We start from the raw sequence: 17,030 nt of genomic DNA, 5'->3' as shown, positions 1-17,030 counted from the left end.
GCGGCGGCTCAGCGCCAGCCCGCCGCCGCGAGCCGCTCTGCGAGCTGCTGCGCAATGCGCGCATAGCCTTCTGCGTTGGCATGGATGCGGTCGGAGCGCAGCGACGGATCGGACAGCACCTCCGAATACACGTCGGCAATGAGCAGCGCCTGCTGCGCCTGCGCGACCTCCGCGTAGAACGGCGCGTCGCTCAGCGAGCCGATCGCCGCGCGCATCGCGTCGGGCGCGGGCGTGGCGAGCAGCGCCACATGGGGCGTGTGTGCGCGCGCCTGCTCGACGAGCGCCGCGAGGTTGTCGCGCGTCGCCGCGGGCGGCACGCCGCGCAGCATGTCGTTGCCACCGATGCCGATGAGGATCGCGTCGTAGGCCTCGCCGGCCAGCAGCGCCGGCAGGCGCTCGAGCGCACCGGCGGAGGTGTCGCCGTTGACCCCCGCGTTCTCGACCTGCCAGCCCGTGAGCTCGGCCAGTTTGGCGGGCCAGCCGGCTTGCGGCGGAGCGCCGTGGCCGAAGGTCAGACTGTCGCCGATCGCCAGCACCCGCGCATCGGACTTGAGCGCGGCAGAGGAAACCTTGCGCTTGCCGCAGGCGGAGAGCAGGGCGGCGGCGGGCACGCCGGCCATCAAGTGGAGAAGGTGTCGTCGCTGCATGTGTGTGAGATGGGTGCGCGCGCGAGCTTAAACGGCTTCGGTGAAGGACAACACGCCGCCCGGATACCTGCGCTTACCGTATTTCACCTCGCCGCGACCGGATGCGCTCCGGCCAGACACAAGCGCCGCCGAGAATGGACTCGTCAGTCAACAACGCATGAAGGAGTTCCAGATGATCATCAATTCAAAGCGCATGGCCACCGTTGCAGCGGCGGCACTCGCGATGTGCATGGCAGCGGGAAGTGCCTTCGCGCAGGACCGTGGGCATGACCGCGATCGCCGCGACGGCCACAACCGCTATGAGCAGCGCGACCGCGGCCATGGCAATGACCGGCACGACAACCGTCGCGGTAGCCGTGGCTGGGACCGCGACGACAACCGGCCGGGCCGTCACTTCGACCGCCCCGGCCATCCGCATCCGCACGCCGAGTGGCGCCGCGGCGGGCGCGTGCCGTCCCAGTACCGCGGCCGCAACTACGTGGTGGACGACTGGCGCGCCTACCGCCTGCAGCAGCCGCCGCGCGGCTACCAGTGGGTGGGGGTGGGCGGCGACTACGTGCTCGCGGCCATCGCGACCGGCTTGATCGCCCAGATCATCGTGGGCAACCGATAACGAAAAGACAGGTCCCGCGGCGCCGCCCTTCGCGCACCCCACGCACCCAAACCGCCGCAGGCATCCTGCGGCGGTTTTTTATTGGGAGTGGTGCCCGCGGTGGGCGCTCAGGCCGCCACGACGGGCAGCGACTGGGCGCAGACGTTGCGCCCCGTGATCGTGAGCCGCAGTCCGCCGCCATGCCATTCGAGCCAGTTCAGGTTCACGTAGGCGTCGATGTCGCTGTCGTCGATGCGGTCGGCCTGGCGGCTCTGCAGCAGTTCCACCGTGGCGGGCAGCGCCCGCCGGAGTCGTTCGCGCTGTTCGGCGGCATTAGCGGCCCTCTTGGCCCTTGCCTGCTGTATCTGCTGCTGCTGCTGGATAGATGCCATTGCTGATCCGTTCCGGAAAGCCAAAGGAATTAGTCCGAATGTACGCTCACTGTGTGAAGCTGCATGCTTCTTTTCCCGAGTAATGCCAGCGTACCCCCGAATTCGTCCTTGAAGGCCTTCTGGAGCGGTTTCGACGCAGATATTGAAGTTTCGCACGACTGTGCTAAAGTGCGGCCATGGACGCAAAAACCCAGAAGGCCGAACTGACCCGCACCGCCATTGTCGGCGCAGCGATGGACCTCGCGCTGGCCGAGGGACTCGAGGCGATCACGCTGCAGGCGGTTGCGAACCGGCTGGCCCTGTCCAAGAGCGGCGTGTTCTCGCGCGTGGGATCGCGCGAGGCGCTGCAGAAGGCCGTGATCGAGGAATACGGCCGCCGCTTCCTGGCCGACGTGTTCGTGCCGGCCATGCAGAAGCGCAAGGGCCTCGCGCGGCTCGAGGACATCGTCGAGCGCTGGATCGCGCGCACCCGCGACATCGAGGCCGAGACCGGGTGCATCTACACCGCCGGTGCGTTCGAGTTCGACGACCGCGAAGGCGAACTACGCGACCTGCTGTTCGACGAGATCACGCGCTGGCGCGCAGCGCTGCGGCGCACGGTGCTGCAGGCCGTGGACACCGGCGAGCTGCGCGCCGACACCGATGCCGCGCAGGTGGTCAGCGAACTCAACGCCATCGTCATCGGCCTGCTGCACGATGCGCGCTTCCTGCGCGATGCACAGGCCGCAGACCGCGCCAGGCGAACCTGGCAGCGGCTTCTTTCCAGCTACCGCGCCTGAGCCGCAGGGCAGGGTGCTTTCGTTCCGTCTTTGTCTGATCAAATTTCGCACGATTGTGCGATAAAAAGGAGAAGCACCATGCTGATCATTGCCCTTTGCCTTGCCGTCTATGCCGGCGCCATCGGCACCGAAGCCGTCCGCGATGCGCTGCGGAGCCTGCCGCGCAGCAACGACGACTGGGTCTGGTACTGAAGCGGAGCCCCTTGCATGACGAGCACCAGCACCCCTTCGGCGGCCGCGCATGCCGCGCAGTCGAACTACTACCGACCGAGCCGCACCATGCGCGCTTTGCGCTTCGGCCTGACCGCGTCGCAGCGGCTCTGGCCTGCGCTCGGCGTGCGCGCCGCCTACCGCCTCTTCGGCACGCCGCTGCCACCCAAGTGGCTCTACCGCGGCCAGGCGCCCGGTGCCGGCTGGCGGCGCGAGGCCTGGCGCTTCGAAAACGCCAGCCTTGGTATCTATCATCTGGCCGCACAGGATTCGGCGGCCGAATCGGCACCGTTGGTGCTGCTGGTGCATGGCTGGGGCGGCCATGCGGGGCAACTGCTGGCACTCGCCGATGCGGTGGCCGCTGCGGGCCTGCGCCCCGTGCTGGTCGAATTGCCCGCGCACGGCAGGAGCGCGGGCACGATGAGCAACTCGCCGCAGTTCGCGCGCGCCATCGCCTATGCGGTGGCCCGACTTGCGGCCGATGGCCATGCGCTGCGCGCCGCGGTGGCGCATTCGCTGGGTGCCAATGCGCTCGGCCTCGCGGCGGCACAAGGCGTGGCCGTCGAGCGATTGGTGCTGCTGGCGCCGCCCGCGTCACCGCGTGCGTACACGCGCTACTTCGCGCACACCTTCGGCCTCAGCGAGGCCACGCGATCGGCCATGCAGCGGCTGTTCGAAGCACGCGAAGGCGTGTTGATGCAGCAGCTCGAGCCCGCAGCGGTCGGCCCGCGCATCGCGCAGCCGACGCTGATCGTGCATGACCGCGACGACCGCGTGAACCGCTTCGCCGACGCCGAGGCCTACCGCGATGCGATCGCGGGGGCGCAACTCGTCGCGACGGAGGGGCTGGGGCACCGCCGCATCCTCAAGGACGAGGCGGTGGTGCACCAGGTGGCGCGTTTCGTGTCGCGCGCCTGACCGATCTCAGCGCGCCGTGGTGGGCGAGGGATCGGGCAGTTCGATCTTGATGTCGAGCACTTCGAGGTCGTCCTGCTTCTCCAGGTGGACCTTGATGTCTTCGGCATTGATCGACACGTACTTCGAGATCACCGCCATCAGCTCGCGCTGGAGGTCGGGCAGGTAGTCGGGGCGCCGCTTGCCGCTGAGGCTGGACCGCTCGTGCGCGAGGATGATCTGCAGCCGCTCCTTGGCGACGCTGGCCGTCTTCTTCTTTTCGCCGAGCAGGAACGAGAAAAAGGACATGGCCTACTTGCCTCCGAAAATTCGCTTGAAGAAGCCCGGCTTTTCCGCATCGATGAAGCGCATCGGGCGGTCCTCGCCGAGGAAGCGCGCCACCACGTCGCTGTAGGCCTGGGCCACGTCGGTGTCCTTGTCGTGGATCGCGGGCACGCCCTGATTCGAGGCCTGCAGCACGCTTTCCGACTCGGGAATGACGCCGATCAGCTTGATGCGCAGGATGTCCTGGATGTCCTCGAGCGAGAGCATCTGGCCGCCGGCCACGCGGTTGGGGTTGTAGCGGGTGATCAGCAGGTGCTCCTTGATGGGATCGCCGCCGTCCTTCGCGCGCTTGGTCTTGCTGCTGAGCATGCCCAGAATGCGGTCGGAGTCGCGCACCGAGGAAACCTCGGGGTTGGTCACCACGAGCGCCTCGTCGGCGAAGTGCATGGCCATCATGGCGCCGGTCTCGATGCCCGCGGGTGAATCGCAGACGATGTAGTCGAAGTCCATCGCGGCCAGATCGGTCAGCACCTTCTCGACGCCTTCCTGCGTGAGCGCTTCCTTGTCGCGCGTCTGCGAGGCCGCGAGCACGAACAGGTTGTCGCACTGCTTGTCCTTGATCAGCGCCTGGCTCAGGTTGGCCTCGCCCTGGATCACGTTGATGAGGTCGTACACCACGCGCCGCTCGCAGCCCATGATCAGGTCGAGGTTGCGCAGGCCCACGTCGAAGTCGATCACGGCCGTCTTCTTGCCTGCGAGCGCCAAGCCCGACGCGAAGCTGGCGCTCGTCGTGGTCTTGCCGACGCCGCCCTTGCCCGAGGTCACCACCACAATTTTGGCCATTCCCATTCCTTCTATTTCGATTCGGTTGTTCGTTCGTTTGCTTGTCGATTGTCGGCGCGCGTGTCCGGTTTACGGAATCGCGTCGATCGCCAGCTTCTTGCCGTCCAGCCGCACCTGCGCCGGCTTGCCGAGCACCGACTCGGGCAGCGGCACTTCGTTGGTGCGGTAAATGCCCGCAATGGCGACGAGCTGCGCCTCCATGCAGGTCGAGAAGATCCGCGCCTCGGTGTTGCCGCGCGCACCCGCAATGGCCTTGCCGCGCAGGGGCGCATAGACGTGCACGTTGCCGTCCGCAATGACTTCCGCGCCGAAGCTCACGACTGCCGTGACCACCACGTCGCCGCCGCGCGCGTACACCTGCTGGCCCGAGCGCAGCGGCTTGTCGATCAGCAGCGTGCCGTTGGCGGGCACCGGCACTTCGCGCACGATCTGCGGCGCCGCGCTCGCGGGGGCATTGGCGGGGGCAGGCGGTGCAGGGCTGCGCGGCGCCGGCGCCACCGGCATGGTGGTCAGCGAGAGGCCGGCGGCACGTGCGGCCGCGTTGTGCGCGTCGCTACCGCCGCGCACTGCGATCGGCTGCGTCTGGTGGCGTGCCAGCAGGTTGCGCAGCGCGGCAAAGTCGATGACGTGCGCCGGGGCGCCGCCTTGTTCCTCTTCCTGGAGCAGCGAAAGGTCGATGACCACCGGCTCCTGGTCGAAGAAGTCGGGGGAATCCGCCAGCTGCGCATCGAGCGCCTCGGCCAGCACGCCCAGGTCGGACGTCTTGAGGATCACTGCGATGAGCGGCAGCGTGGCGCTCTTGAATTCGAAAACCGCCTTGGTGCGCGCGGCGGAGACATCGGCCATTGGAAAACGTCGGTGCGAAAAGCGTTGAAGTCTAACGGGCGAAGGCTTCCGGCCCATCGCCCAGGCCTTCATGGGGCCGCCCGGACAACATCTCTTGCACCGCGTTGCACTTTCTTTCGCGGCGCAAAGGGAGCAGCGGCCCCCGCGCGGGCACCCGCGGATCGGGCTTTGCCCGGCCGCTGGGTGCGCCCCCCAGTGGGGGGCGGCGCCGCAGGCGCTTCGGGGGGGCTTCCACATTCAGGCGTTGCGCGATCGCCCGAGGAGTGCGTAGAGGATGATCGCGCCGAAGGTAGCGGTTCCGATGCCGCCAAGCGCGAAGTCGCCGAACTTCAGCGTGAAGTCGCCAGTGCCGATGATCAGCGTGATCGCGGCCACGATCAGGTTCTTGTTCTGCGAGAAGTCGACCTTGTTGTCGACCCAGATCTTGGCGCCCGCAATGGCGATCAGGCCGAACACCACGATGCTCACGCCGCCCATCACCGGCAGCGGGATCGCCTGGATCAGCGCGCCGAACTTGGGGCTGAAGCCCAGCACCAGCGCGATCAGCGCCGCCACCACGAACACCGCCGTCGAGTAGATGCGCGTGGCCGCCATCACGCCGATGTTCTCGGCATAGGTGGTCACGCCCGTGCCGCCAGCGGCGCCGCTCACCACCGTCGCGATGCCGTCGCCGATGAACGCGCGGCCCATGTAGGGGTCGAGGTTGCGGCCGGTCATGGCGGTGACCGCTTTCAGGTGCCCGAGGTTCTCGGCCACCAGGATGATCGCCACCGGCGCGATCAGCAGCATCGCGTTGGCGGTGAACACCGGCGCGGTGAAGGTCGGCAGGCCGAACCAGGCCGCATTGGCGATGCCGCTGAGGTCGACCGGCTTGCCGAGGCCCATGCCGTTGGTCAGCACCGCGTAAACCACGGTCGCGAGGATCAGCCCGACCAGGATCAGCAGCCGCTGCAGCATGCCGCGCGCGAACACCGCCACCAGGCCCACGCAAAGGAAGGTGACGGCCTGCATCCAGGCGTCGAAGTTGCCGGCCGCCATATTCTTGATCGGCACGTTGGCCAGGTTGAGCCCGATCACAGCCACCACCGCGCCGGTCACCACCGGCGGCATGAAGCGCTCGATCCAGCCCGTGCCGATGGCCTGCACGATCGCGCCGATCGCGATGTAGACCACCCCGCAAGCCACGATGCCGCCGAGCGCCACCGCGATGTTGGCGTTCGGGGCCTTGCCCGCGTAGCCGCTCGCCGCGATCACCACGCCGATGAACGCGAAGCTCGAGCCCAGGTAGCTGGGCACTTTGCCGCCGGTCACGAAATAGAAGATCAGCGTGCCGATGCCGCTCATCAGGATCGCGATGTTGGGGTTGAAGCCCATCAGGATCGGCGCCAGCACCGTGGCGCCGAACATCGCGATGACGTGCTGCACGCCCATGGCGCCGGTCTGCAGCCAGGGCAGGCGTTCGTCGGGCGCGATGACCGCGCCCTCGGCCAGTGTGGACACCGGCTTTTCAGTCCAGTTGAACATTGACATTGCTTCTTCTCCTCTTGTCGATGGGGCGTGATTGTGGGGCAGACAAGCAGAAGCAAGAAGGACGCCGCGCGGCCGCCGGGCGCGTGCCCGCGGGCTCAGCGCGGCTGCAGCACCGCCATCGTGATCCGCGACACGCAGGTCAGTTCGCCCGCCTCGTTCGTCAGGTCGATCTGCCACACCTGGGTGGAGCGCCCGCGGTGCACCGGCCGGGCCGTGCCCGTGACCCAGCCGCTGGTGGCCGAGCGGATGTGGTTGGCGTTGATGTCCAGGCCCACGGCGCGGTCGCCCTCGGGCGCGCTGTAGTGCGCGCCGCACGAGCCCAGCGTCTCGGCAAGCACCACCGACACCCCGCCGTGCAGGATGCCGTAGGGCTGGCGGGTGCGTTCGTCCACCGGCACGCGGGCGCGGATGAAGTCGTCGCCCACCTCCAGGAACTCGATGCCGAGGGCCGCCACGGCGGTGCCGACATGGTTGCGGGTCAGTGCCTCGACGGAGATGTCTTTCTTCCAGATGCGCATTCGGTTCTTTCGGCTACGGGGAATCGCAAAACTATAGCGACGGCGGCTGACAAGGCGTGTCGCCTTGGCGTGCTAAGTTGCCGCGATGAAACGCTCAGTTCGCCCCTGGCTGCTCGGCATCGCCGCGGCCCTGCTGCTCGGCGCCGGGGCGCTGGTGTGGCTCGTCGCCTCGCGCCTGCCGAGCGACGAACAAGCCGCCGAGCGTATCGCCGAGGCGTTCGAAAAGCGGTTCGGCGTCGGCCTTCAGGTGGGCGGTGCGCACTGGTCGCTCTGGCCCAGCCCCGTGCTGGTGCTTTCGGATGTGGCCACGGTGCAGCCGCGCCCGGTCACGCTGCGCCGTGTCACGCTGCAACTGAGGCTGCGCGAGCTGCTGCAGCGGGTGGTCGCCGTCGACGCGCTCGAGGTCGAAAGCCTGGTGCTGCCGCGTGAATCGCTTTATGCGTTCCGAGGCAAGGGGCCGAGGCCGAGCGAGGGCGGCGGCGCCTTCACGCTGCCTGCGCCCTGGACGCTCGCGCCGCTTCCGATCGAGAAGGTCCGCTGGCGCGACGTGGTCTGGATCGACCGGCGCGGCATCGCATTGGCCTACGACGGCGAGATCGCGTTCGACGGCCAGTGGCGCCCGCGCGAGGCGCGCGTCGAACGCGCCGGCGCGTCGCCGCCCGCGCGCCTGCAGCTCGAGCGCGAGCCCGGGCAGGACCGCTGGCGCACCCGCATCGACGCGGGCGGCGGAAGCTGGAACGGCGTCTCGGTGTTCGAGGTGCGCCCGAACGACGCACTGCGCGTGTCGGCCGATCTCGAGGCGAGCGACATCGACCTCGAGGGCCTGCTGAAGGCCTTCGACCGCCGCGCGGCCGTCGCCGGCAAGGTCTACGGCCGCTCCATGCTCGAGGCCGAGGCGGGCGAACTCGGTGCGCTGCTGCGCAGCCTGCACACACGCACCACTTTCGCGGTGCGGCCCGCGACGCTCGTCGGGCTCGATCTCGCCAAGGCGGTGAGCACAGCCGGCGTCAGCCGCGGCGGCACCACGCCGCTCGACGAACTGACCGGCACGCTCGACACCCAGGGCGGCGAGGACGGCACCGTGCTGCGCTACACCAACCTCAAGGCGCGGTCCGGCGTGCTCACCGCGAGCGGCCAACTGCGCTTCTTCAACCGCAAGCTCGACGGTGCGGTCGCGGTCGACATCGTCGACGGCGTGGTCGGCGTGCCGCTCAAGATCGGCGGCACCGCGAGCGACCCGGAGGTTTCGCTGACCGGCGGCGCGCTGGCCGGCGCGGCGGTCGGCTCCGCGGTGCTGCCGGGCGTGGGCACCGCGATCGGTGCACGCCTGGGGCAGCAGGTCGAAAAGCTGTTCGGCACCGAGGCGCCGAAGGCGGAGAAAAAGGCGCCCGCCGCACCGCGGCGCTAGGCGTCGCGTCGCACCACCTCGGCATCGCCGTCGCCCGCCGCATGCAGCCGTGCCACCTCGGCCGCACGGCGCGCGAGCACCGCGCGCTGGTTGATGTAGCCCTTGTCGGTGATCTCGCCCGCATCGAGGCTCGGCGGCTCGGCCAGCACCAGCGCGCGTGCCGGGCATTGGGACGAGCCCGCGCCTTCGTTGCGCAGCGCGCGCAGCACCTTGGCAATGCGCGCCTGCAGCGCGCCATGTTCGAGCGATGCGGCTTGTGGCGCAGGGAACACCAGCATGCCGATCTCGTCGCGGTCGTGGCCCGTGAGCACCACGTCCTGCACATGCGGCGCGAGCAGCGAAACCAGCCGCACGCGCAGCGTGCCCACCGAAACCCAGGTGCCGCTCGAGAGCTTGAAGTCCTCGGCCACGCGGCCGTTGAAGACCACGCCGCGCGAAGGCGCCGCCGGGTCGGCCAGGAAGCCTGCGTCGCCGATGCGGTAGTAGCCTTCGCCGTCGAAGGCCTCGGCCGTCTCGCGCGGCGCGCCGCGGTAGCCCGGGAACACCGACACGCCCTTCACGCGCATCTCGAGCTTCTGCCCGTTGGGCACGAACTTCAGCTCGAGCCCCGGCAGCGGCGCGCCGATGCAGCCGGCACCGTCCAGCTTCCAGTGCGCGGAGGTAATGGCCGGCGAGGTCTCGGTGGCGCCCCACGAGGTGGTGAGCCAGAGCGGGCGCTCGGGCCGCACGCGCCGTGCCACCGCTTCGAGCCGCTGCCAGGTCGACGGTGCCAGCGCCGCAGCGGCATAGAACGCGAGCCGCAGCCGGGAGAACACCTCGGCCGCGAGCGCGTCGTCGGCCTCGAGAAAGGGCAGCAGCATGTCGAAGCCGCGCGGCACGTTGAACAGCAGCGTGGGCTTCACCTCGCGCAGGTTGCGCACGGTCCTGTCGACGAGGCCCGGCGCGGGCCGGCCCTCGTCGATGTAGAGCGCGCCGCCGTGGCACAGCACCATGTTCAGGTTGTGGTTGGCGCCGAAGGTGTGGCTCCAGGGCAGCCAGTCGACCAGCACCGGCGGCTCCTTTGCGAGGAAGCGCCAGGTCTGCGCCATCATCTGCTGGTTGGCGCAGAGCATGCGGTGCGTGTTGATCACCACCTTGGGCCGCCCCGTGGAACCCGAGGTGAGCAGGTACTTGGCGTGCGTGTCGGGCTGGATGGCCTCGAAGGCCTGCATCACCGCAGGCGTTTCAGCGCTGGCCAGCAGGCGGTCGAACGCGATGGCGCCCGGATGGGCCTCGGCATGGCGGCTGAACACCGCGACCGCCTCGACGCCGCACCCCGCGAGTGCCGCGCCATAGACTTCGGCATCGGACGCATAGACCAGCGACGGACCGAGCGCCTGCAGCACGCCGTGCAGCCGAGACGGATCTTTCGCCATGCGCGAGTAGGCGCTCGACAGCGAACAGGCGGTGCGCCCGATGTGCATCGCCGCGAGCATCAGCACCGCGTGGTCGATCGCGTTGTCCGAGAGAATCACGATCGGCCGGTCGTCGGGCAGCGCGAGGTCGAGCAGGCCCTGCGCCACCGCGCCCACGGCCTGCCGCAGCGCGCGATAGTCGAGCCGGCGCCAGCCGCCTTCGCCCGCCTCGTCGCGCTCGGCCAGCGCGAGCGCATCGGGCGTCTCGAGCGCCCAGCGCTCGAGCCATTCGCCCACGCAGCGCGCATACGGCTGCAGCGCCATCGGCGAACGCAGCGCGAACGAGCCATCGTCGAAGTCGATGCGCACCGTGCGGGGCGGGGCGATCTGGTCCGGGTCGAGGAGGAAGTCGTGGTCGGTCATGGCGCTCGAGTGTGCCGGTGCTGGCGGTTGCGCGAATCAGGGCCAACAGCAGGTATCGCGCGCCGAAGCGCCTAGAGTGGAGCTTGCGTTCACCGGCATCATCATCGAATCACCACTCACGCAGGAGTCCCCATGAAGCTGTCACCACTGGCCCTTGCCGCCGTCATCGCCGCACTGGCATCGAGCGTGGCCGTCGCACAACCGGGCGCCGGCGCGACCTGCGCGGACAAGCGCGAGGCCATCGCGGCCGACATCGAAGCGGCCAAGGCCGAAGGCCAGCCCCGACGCGTGCGCGGGTTGGAACGTGCGCTTGCCGAGGTGCGCCGCAACTGCACCGACGAGAAGCTGGCCGCCGAGCACCGGCAGCGCGTGCGCAGCCACGAGCAAAAGGTGGCGCAGCGCGAGCGCGACCTGCGCGAGGCCCAGCGAAAAGGCGATGCCGACAAGATCGCGCGCCGCGAAGACAAGCTGCGCGAGGCGCAGGCCGAGCTTGAGCGGGTCAGGGCGCAGCGCTGACCGTGGCGCCGCGCTGCAGCGCGCTCACACCCCCAGCAGCTCTTCGAGCACCCCCGGCTCCGCCAGCAGATCCGCCGAGGCCCCGTGCCGCACGATGCGCCCCTTCTCCATCACCACGGCCAGGTCGGTATGTGCGAGCACCTTGCGGTAGTCGCGGTCGACGATCAGCGTGGCGATGCCGGTGGTGCGGATCTCGGCGATCACGCGCCAGATCTCGGCCACGATCAGCGGGGCGAGCCCTTCGGTGGCCTCGTCGAGGATCAGCAGGCGCGGGTTGGTCATGAGCGCGCGGCCGATCGAGAGCATCTGCTGCTCGCCGCCCGAGAGCTGCTGGCCGCCGTGCGAAAGCCGTTCGGCGAGCCTGGGGAAGGTCGCCATCACGCGCTCGAAGGTCCAGGCGCGGCTGCCGTCGATGCCGGCACGCTCGCTCATCACGAGGTTCTCGCGCACTGAGAGGTTCGGGAAGATGCCGCGGCCCTCGGGCACGTAGCCGATGCCGAGCCGTGCGATCTTCTCGGGCGGCAGCCCGGTGACGGTGCGGCCGTCGATCTGCACCTCGCCCGAGGCGGGGCGCACGTAACCCATGACGGTGCGGATCAGCGTGGTCTTGCCCATGCCGTTGCGCCCCAGCAGGCCGACCGAGGCGGCCTTGGGAATGGCGGCATGCACGCCACGCAGGATGTGGCTGTTGCCGTAGTAGGTGTTGATGTCGCGGACGGTGAGCATCTCAGTGGCCTTCCGCCGGGCCGCCCCAAGGGAGGCCAGCGCCCCCTCGGGGGGCAGCGAATACACGAAGTGATGAGCGTGGGGGCATCAGTGTTCCTCGCCGAGGTACGCGGTGCGCACTTCAGGGTTCTCGCGGATCGACGCGGGTTCGCCCGTGGCGATGACGGTGCCGTTCACCATCACGGTGATGCGGTCGGCAATGCGGAACACCGCATCCATGTCGTGCTCGACGAGCAGGATCGCATGCGTGGCCTTGAGCCGCGCGAGCAGCGTGAGCATGCGGTCGGTTTCCTCGGCGCCCATGCCGGCGAGCGGCTCGTCGAGCAGCAGCACGCGCGGCCGGGTGGCCAGGCACATGGCCACTTCGAGTTGACGCTGCGCGCCATGGCTCAGCGTGCCCGCGATGCGCGACGCCTCGGCCGTGAGGCCCGCGGCCTCGAGCGCCGCGTCGGCGGCGGCATTGCTGGCCGCGCAGCGCCCGAAGGATTCCCACAGCGTCCACGGCCGCGCGGTGGCGGCCTGCGCCGCGAGGCGGCAGTTCTCGTGCACGCTGAACTCCGGGAAGATGGTCGTGCGCTGGTAGCTGCGGCCCACGCCGGCGCGCGCGCGGCGCCACTGCGCACGCCGTGTGATGTCGTGGCCGTCGAGTGCGATGCGCCCTTCGGAGGCCTCGATCTCGCCCGAGAGCATGTTGATCAGCGTCGACTTGCCGGCACCGTTGGTGCCGATCACGGCATGCACCTCGCCGACGTGCAGGTCGAGCGTGACGGCGTTCACGGCGGTGAGGCCGCCAAAGCGGCGGGTCAGTCCTTCGACCGAAAGCAGTGCGTGGGTGTTGCTCATGGTCTGGCTCCTTCCCCTTTCGGGGGAAGGCTGGGATGGGGGCGGGCAGGGCGCTCGACGGACACGCCGCTTGCCCCCACCCCGGCCCTCCCCCGGAAGGGGAGGGAGAAAGTCAAAGTCGAAGTCAGAACGCGTGTCATGCGCCCCCCTTCGGCGACAGCCGCTTCGCCAGCCCGATCAGCCCCTTGGGCAGCAGCGCGACGAACACGATGATGGCGATGCCCAGCGTGAGCTGCCAGTGGTCCGCGAGCGGACCCATCACTGCATGGGTGGAGAAGACCTCCTTGAGCAGCGTGAAGGCCACCGCGCCGATCACCGCGCCGCGCAGGTGGCCCAGGCCGCCGAGGATCACCATCAGCAGCACCTCGCCGGAGTTGTGCCACGCCATGAGTTCGGGGTTGACCACGCCGTCGCGCGACGCGAGCAAAAAGCCCGCGAGCCCGGCCAGCGCGCCCGCGAGCACGAAAGCCGCGAGCTTGTAGCCATAGACCGGAAAGCCCGCCGCGCGCATGCGCTGCTCGTTCACGCGGATGCCCGCGAGCGCCGCGCCGAAGCGCGAGCGCTTCAAGAGCGCGAGCAGCCCGTAGGTGAACACCAGCGCGCCGAGCACCACATAGAACAGCACCGTGCGGTTCTCCATGTCGAGCGGGCCGATGGCGGGCCGCACGTACAGGTAGATGCCGTCGCTGCCGCCGCCGACTGCGGTGTCGTGGAACACGAAGAAAGCCATCTGCGCGAAGGCGAGCGTCACCATGATGAAGTACACGCCGCGCGTGCGCAGGCTCAAGGCGCCCACGAAGAGCGCATACAGCGCCGCGACGCCCATGGACGCCAGCAGCAGCAGCACGAGGTTGCCGCCGTCGTTGCCCGAGGCCAGCACCGTCACGTAGGCGCCAAGGCCGTAGAACGCGGCATGGCCCAGGCTCACGAGGCCGGTCGTGCCCACGAGCAGTTCCAGGCTCAGCGCGAAGATCGACAGGATCATGATCTTGACGACGAAGTCCGAGGCGTAGTTGCCCAGCATCGGGCCGGCCACGCCAACCGCAATGGCCACCGCCACGGGCACCAGGAACGACAGCGAGGAGCGCTGGCGGACGGTGGCGTGGGTGTTGTTGTTGTTCGTCATGGCCGCTTCCCCATCAGCCCTTCGGGCTTCCAGATCAGCACGATCGCCATCAGCAGGTAGATGCCGATGCCGCTCAGGTCCGCGAAGAACACCTTGCCGAAGGTGTCGACGAAGCCCACGAGCAGCGACGCCACGAGCGCGCCGGTGATCGAGCCGATGCCGCCGATCACCACCAGCACGAAGCAGATGATCAGCACGCTCGCACCCATGTTGGGGTACACCGACGACATCGGCGCGGCGATCATGCCGGCCAGCGCCGCGAGCGCCACGCCCGCGGCGAACACGATGCGGTAGAGCCGCTTCACGTCGATGCCCAGGCCGCGCACCATGTCGCGGTTGCTCGCGCCGGCGCGGATCATCATGCCGAGCCGCGTGCGGTTGACGACGAAATAGAGTCCGACCGCCAGCACGATGCAGGCCGCCGATGCGAAGAGCCGGTACCACGGGTAGCTCATGACGTTGCCGAGCGCGAAGCTGCCCTCCAGCCATGGCGGCACGCCGACACCGTGCACGTCGTTGCCCACCAGGATCGAGCGCAGCTCCTCGAACACCAGGATGAGCCCGTAGGTCATCAGCACCTGCTGCAGGTGGTCGCGCTGGTAGAGATAGCTGAAGAAGGCCCATTCGAGCAGGTAGCCGAAGATCGCCGCCAGCACCACGCCGGCCACCAGCATCAGAAGAAACTGGTCGCCGAACAGCGGCGACAGCGTGAACGCCATGTACGCGCCGATCATGTAGAAGCTTCCGTGCGCCAGGTTGATGACGCCCATGATCCCGAAGATCAGCGTCAGCCCCGAGGCCACGAGGAAGAGCAGGAGTCCGTACTGAACCGAGTTCAGGCACTGGACGAGAAAGGTGCCGAAATCCACGTTGAATGATCCCGAGAGCGCAAGAAAGAGGAGTGTGGCGCGAAGCGCCCACGATGTTCGCGAGACACCGCGGAACCGGCTTTGCCGGGCCGCAGGTGTCGCCCCCTTGAGGGGGAGGCGGCTACACGAAGTGAGCCGCTTCGGGGGTGGGCCTTACTTACATCCTGCAGCCGCGGGCGGGGTCGGCCAGACCCTTGATGGCCGTGCTCACCACCTTGTTCTCCTTGCCCTCGACCTTGCGCAGGTAGATGTCCTGCACCGGGTTGTGCGACTTGCTCATCGTGAACGTGCCGCGCGGGCTGTCGATCTTCGCCTTCTCGATGGCGGCGGTGAACTCGGCCTTCTTCGAGATGTCGCCCTTGGTGGCGGCCAGGCCCACGCCGAGCATCTGCGCTGCGTCGTAGCCCTGCACGGCGTACACGTCGGGCTGCATCTTGAACGACTTGGCGTAGCCGGTGCGGAAGGCGTTGTCGCGCGGCGTGTTCAGGCCGTCGGCGTAGTGCAGCGTCGTCAGCATGCCCTGCGCGGCGTCGCCCTGCGCCTCGAGCGTGCCGTCGGTCAGAAAGCCCGGGCCGTAGAGCGGAATGGTCTTGTTGAGGCCCGCGGCCTGGTAGTCCTTGACGAACTTCACCGCGCCACCGCCCGCGAAGAAGGCGTACACCGCATCGGGCTTGGCCGCAGCGATCTCGGTCAGGAGCGCCTGGAACTCCACATTGGGGAAGGCCAACGTGAGCTGCTTGTCGACCTTGCCGCCGTTCTTCTCGAAGCCTTCCTTGAAGCCGTTGGCCGACTCGTCGCCGGCCGCGTACTTCCAGGTGATGGTGATGGCCTTCTTCTTGCCCTGCTGCTTGGCCGCGACCTCGCCCATCGCGTAGGCCGGCTGCCAGTTGCTGAACGAGCTGCGGAAGATGTTGGGCGCGCACATCGGGCCGGTCACCGCGTCGGCGCCGGCATTGGGAACGATCAGCACGGTGCCGCTTTCCTTGGCGGCCTTGGCCATCGCCATCGCGACGCCGGAGTGCACCGTGCCGACGATCACGTCGACGTTGTCGCGCTTGATGAGCTTGTTGACGTTGTCGGTGGCCTTGGCAGGGTCGGATTCGTCGTCGACCTTGAAGTACTCGATCTCGCGGCCGGCGAGCTTGCCGCCCTGTTCGTCGACGTAGAGCTTGAAGCCGTTCTCGATGGCCACGCCGAGCGCGGTGTAGGTGCCGCTGAAGGGCAGCATCAGGCCGACCTTGAGCTTGGCCGAACCCTGCGCCGCGGCGGTCGATGCGAGTGCGGCGAAAGCGATCGCGGTAAGCGCGAGGCGGGCGGTGCGAATGGTCATAGGGACTGTCTCCGATTGTGGGTGGTAATAAAAAGGTTGGCCGCGACGATGACACGATCCGGCTGATCGCGATGCGGGGAATGCCCGCATTCCGCGAGTTCAAGCAATTCGCATGCCCCGCCGACGCGCGCCGCGATGCCGCGGACCTGTGCGAGCGTGCCGTATTCGTCGTCGATGCCCTGGACCGCGAGCACCGGGCTGCGGATCGCGTCGATTTCGGCTTCGATGTTCCATTGGCGGAAGGGCGGATGCAGCCAGATGCGGTTCCAGCCCCAGAACGCCGAGTCCGCGCTATCGTGGTAGCGGCCGAGCTTCTGCGGCAGGTCGGTCGAAAGGTAGGCGCTGCGCGCTTTCTCGATGTTTTCGACGGTCACGTCCTCGACGAAGATGTGCGGCGCGAGCACCACGAGGCCGGCCACGCGAGCGGGAAAGCGCGCAGCGTACAGCAGAGAGATCGAGCCGCCGTCGCTGTGCCCGAAGAGCCACGGCGTCTCGCCGTCGAGCCCCAGTGCGGCGAACAGCGCGGGCAGTACCTCGTGCGCCTGGCGGTGCATGAAGTCGACGTCCCAGGTTTCGTCTTCGCCGCGAGGCGTCGAGCGGCCGTAGCCCGGGCGCGAGAACACGAGGCCGCGCACCTTGGCGGCCTCGCACAGGCGCGCGGGAAAGTCCTTCCACATCGCGACCGAGCCGAGGCCTTCGTGCAGGAAGACGACGAGCGGGGCGTCGGTGCGCTCGGGGGCGATCCATGCGCACTCGATCTGCACGGCGCGGCCGCGCCAGTCGATGGTGGCGAATTCGGCGGTGCTCATGGTATTGCTCCTTCCCCCTCTGGGGGAAGGTTGGGATGGGGGCTTGCTGC

19 protein-coding genes are annotated in these 17,030 nt (G+C 68.6%); 5 read left to right on the top strand and 14 right to left on the bottom strand.

Going from position 1 to position 17,030, the window contains the following annotated elements:
- Nucleotides 1-8: 8 nt before the first annotated feature.
- Nucleotides 9-647 (bottom strand): GDSL-type esterase/lipase family protein, encoded by a 639-nt coding sequence (locus AC3A6R_RS12505; protein WP_487860715.1) that lies wholly within the window; start codon nucleotides 645-647, stop codon nucleotides 9-11.
- Between the two features lie 172 nt (nucleotides 648-819).
- On the opposite strand from AC3A6R_RS12505, the gene AC3A6R_RS12500 reads away from it, so the two are divergent.
- Nucleotides 820-1,260: an RcnB family protein gene (locus tag AC3A6R_RS12500; RefSeq protein WP_487860714.1), complete on the top strand. Its 441-nt coding sequence runs from the start codon at nucleotides 820-822 to the stop codon at nucleotides 1,258-1,260.
- A 107-nt stretch (nucleotides 1,261-1,367) separates the two neighbouring features.
- On the opposite strand, the gene AC3A6R_RS12495 is transcribed toward AC3A6R_RS12500, so the two are convergent.
- Nucleotides 1,368-1,631: a hypothetical protein gene (locus AC3A6R_RS12495; RefSeq protein ID WP_487860713.1), complete on the bottom strand. Its 264-nt coding sequence runs from the start codon at nucleotides 1,629-1,631 to the stop codon at nucleotides 1,368-1,370.
- Nucleotides 1,632-1,807: 176 nt separating this feature from the next.
- Here AC3A6R_RS12495 and AC3A6R_RS12490 point away from each other — a divergent pair, with 176 nt between their 5' ends.
- Together AC3A6R_RS12490 and AC3A6R_RS12485 are read left to right on the top strand one after the other, a co-directional pair.
- Nucleotides 1,808-2,410 (top strand): TetR/AcrR family transcriptional regulator, encoded by a 603-nt coding sequence (locus tag AC3A6R_RS12490; protein WP_487860712.1) that lies wholly within the window; start codon nucleotides 1,808-1,810, stop codon nucleotides 2,408-2,410.
- A gap of 207 nt (nucleotides 2,411-2,617) precedes the next feature.
- Nucleotides 2,618-3,538 (top strand): alpha/beta fold hydrolase, encoded by a 921-nt coding sequence (locus tag AC3A6R_RS12485; protein WP_487860711.1) that lies wholly within the window; start codon nucleotides 2,618-2,620, stop codon nucleotides 3,536-3,538.
- A gap of 6 nt (nucleotides 3,539-3,544) precedes the next feature.
- On the opposite strand, the gene minE is transcribed toward AC3A6R_RS12485, so the two are convergent.
- The 5 genes from minE to AC3A6R_RS12460 form a co-directional block, all read right to left on the bottom strand.
- Nucleotides 3,545-3,823, bottom strand: coding sequence for a cell division topological specificity factor MinE (gene minE, locus AC3A6R_RS12480; protein ID WP_487860710.1), 279 nt, complete (start codon nucleotides 3,821-3,823; stop codon nucleotides 3,545-3,547).
- Nucleotides 3,824-3,826: 3 nt separating this feature from the next.
- Nucleotides 3,827-4,642 (bottom strand): septum site-determining protein MinD, encoded by an 816-nt coding sequence (minD, locus tag AC3A6R_RS12475; protein ID WP_487860709.1) that lies wholly within the window; start codon nucleotides 4,640-4,642, stop codon nucleotides 3,827-3,829.
- Between the two features lie 69 nt (nucleotides 4,643-4,711).
- A complete protein-coding gene (gene minC, locus AC3A6R_RS12470) occupies nucleotides 4,712-5,488 on the bottom strand; it encodes a septum site-determining protein MinC (protein WP_487860708.1) in 777 nt (258 codons plus the stop codon).
- A gap of 237 nt (nucleotides 5,489-5,725) precedes the next feature.
- Nucleotides 5,726-7,012 carry a solute carrier family 23 protein gene (locus AC3A6R_RS12465; protein ID WP_487864679.1) on the bottom strand — a complete coding sequence of 429 codons (1,287 nt, stop codon included), beginning with the start codon at nucleotides 7,010-7,012 and terminating at the stop codon, nucleotides 5,726-5,728.
- Between the two features lie 101 nt (nucleotides 7,013-7,113).
- Nucleotides 7,114-7,536: a hotdog fold thioesterase gene (locus AC3A6R_RS12460; protein WP_487864460.1), complete on the bottom strand. Its 423-nt coding sequence runs from the start codon at nucleotides 7,534-7,536 to the stop codon at nucleotides 7,114-7,116.
- An 85-nt stretch (nucleotides 7,537-7,621) separates the two neighbouring features.
- Between AC3A6R_RS12460 and AC3A6R_RS12455 the strand changes: the two genes are divergently transcribed.
- Nucleotides 7,622-8,944: an AsmA family protein gene (locus tag AC3A6R_RS12455; RefSeq protein ID WP_487864459.1), complete on the top strand. Its 1,323-nt coding sequence runs from the start codon at nucleotides 7,622-7,624 to the stop codon at nucleotides 8,942-8,944.
- On the opposite strand, the gene AC3A6R_RS12450 is transcribed toward AC3A6R_RS12455, so the two are convergent.
- Nucleotides 8,941-10,761 carry a feruloyl-CoA synthase gene (locus AC3A6R_RS12450; RefSeq protein ID WP_487864458.1) on the bottom strand — a complete coding sequence of 607 codons (1,821 nt, stop codon included), beginning with the start codon at nucleotides 10,759-10,761 and terminating at the stop codon, nucleotides 8,941-8,943. The two genes, AC3A6R_RS12455 and AC3A6R_RS12450, sit on opposite strands and share 4 nt — an antisense overlap.
- A gap of 132 nt (nucleotides 10,762-10,893) precedes the next feature.
- On the opposite strand from AC3A6R_RS12450, the gene AC3A6R_RS12445 reads away from it, so the two are divergent.
- Nucleotides 10,894-11,277 (top strand): DUF1090 domain-containing protein, encoded by a 384-nt coding sequence (locus AC3A6R_RS12445; RefSeq protein WP_487864457.1) that lies wholly within the window; start codon nucleotides 10,894-10,896, stop codon nucleotides 11,275-11,277.
- 24 nt (nucleotides 11,278-11,301) lie between these two features.
- On the opposite strand, the gene AC3A6R_RS12440 is transcribed toward AC3A6R_RS12445, so the two are convergent.
- The 6 genes from AC3A6R_RS12440 to AC3A6R_RS12415 all read right to left on the bottom strand — a co-directional run bounded on the left by AC3A6R_RS12440 (nucleotide 11,302) and on the right by AC3A6R_RS12415 (nucleotide 16,980).
- Complete coding sequence (locus AC3A6R_RS12440; protein ID WP_487860702.1) at nucleotides 11,302-12,003, bottom strand: ABC transporter ATP-binding protein; 702 nt, start codon at nucleotides 12,001-12,003, stop codon at nucleotides 11,302-11,304.
- An 87-nt stretch (nucleotides 12,004-12,090) separates the two neighbouring features.
- Complete coding sequence (locus tag AC3A6R_RS12435) at nucleotides 12,091-12,846, bottom strand: ABC transporter ATP-binding protein (protein ID WP_487860701.1); 756 nt, start codon at nucleotides 12,844-12,846, stop codon at nucleotides 12,091-12,093.
- A 136-nt stretch (nucleotides 12,847-12,982) separates the two neighbouring features.
- On the bottom strand, nucleotides 12,983-13,972 hold the full coding sequence (locus tag AC3A6R_RS12430; RefSeq protein ID WP_487864456.1) for a branched-chain amino acid ABC transporter permease: 990 nt from the start codon (nucleotides 13,970-13,972) through the stop codon (nucleotides 12,983-12,985).
- Complete coding sequence (locus AC3A6R_RS12425; protein WP_487860699.1) at nucleotides 13,969-14,841, bottom strand: branched-chain amino acid ABC transporter permease; 873 nt, start codon at nucleotides 14,839-14,841, stop codon at nucleotides 13,969-13,971. The genes AC3A6R_RS12430 and AC3A6R_RS12425 overlap by 4 nt, the downstream gene beginning before the upstream one ends.
- A gap of 157 nt (nucleotides 14,842-14,998) precedes the next feature.
- Nucleotides 14,999-16,171 carry an ABC transporter substrate-binding protein gene (locus tag AC3A6R_RS12420; protein ID WP_487860698.1) on the bottom strand — a complete coding sequence of 391 codons (1,173 nt, stop codon included), beginning with the start codon at nucleotides 16,169-16,171 and terminating at the stop codon, nucleotides 14,999-15,001.
- On the bottom strand, nucleotides 16,168-16,980 hold the full coding sequence (locus tag AC3A6R_RS12415) for an alpha/beta fold hydrolase (RefSeq protein ID WP_487860697.1): 813 nt from the start codon (nucleotides 16,978-16,980) through the stop codon (nucleotides 16,168-16,170). Before AC3A6R_RS12415 ends, AC3A6R_RS12420 begins: the two co-directional genes overlap by 4 nt.
- Between the last annotated feature and the right edge of the window lie 50 nt (nucleotides 16,981-17,030).

It is taken from the genome of Variovorax sp. Soil_C_19, assembly GCF_057657255.1.
The sequence above is the reverse complement of the archived record's forward strand: the minus strand, read 5'-3'. Positions and strand labels throughout refer to the sequence as shown.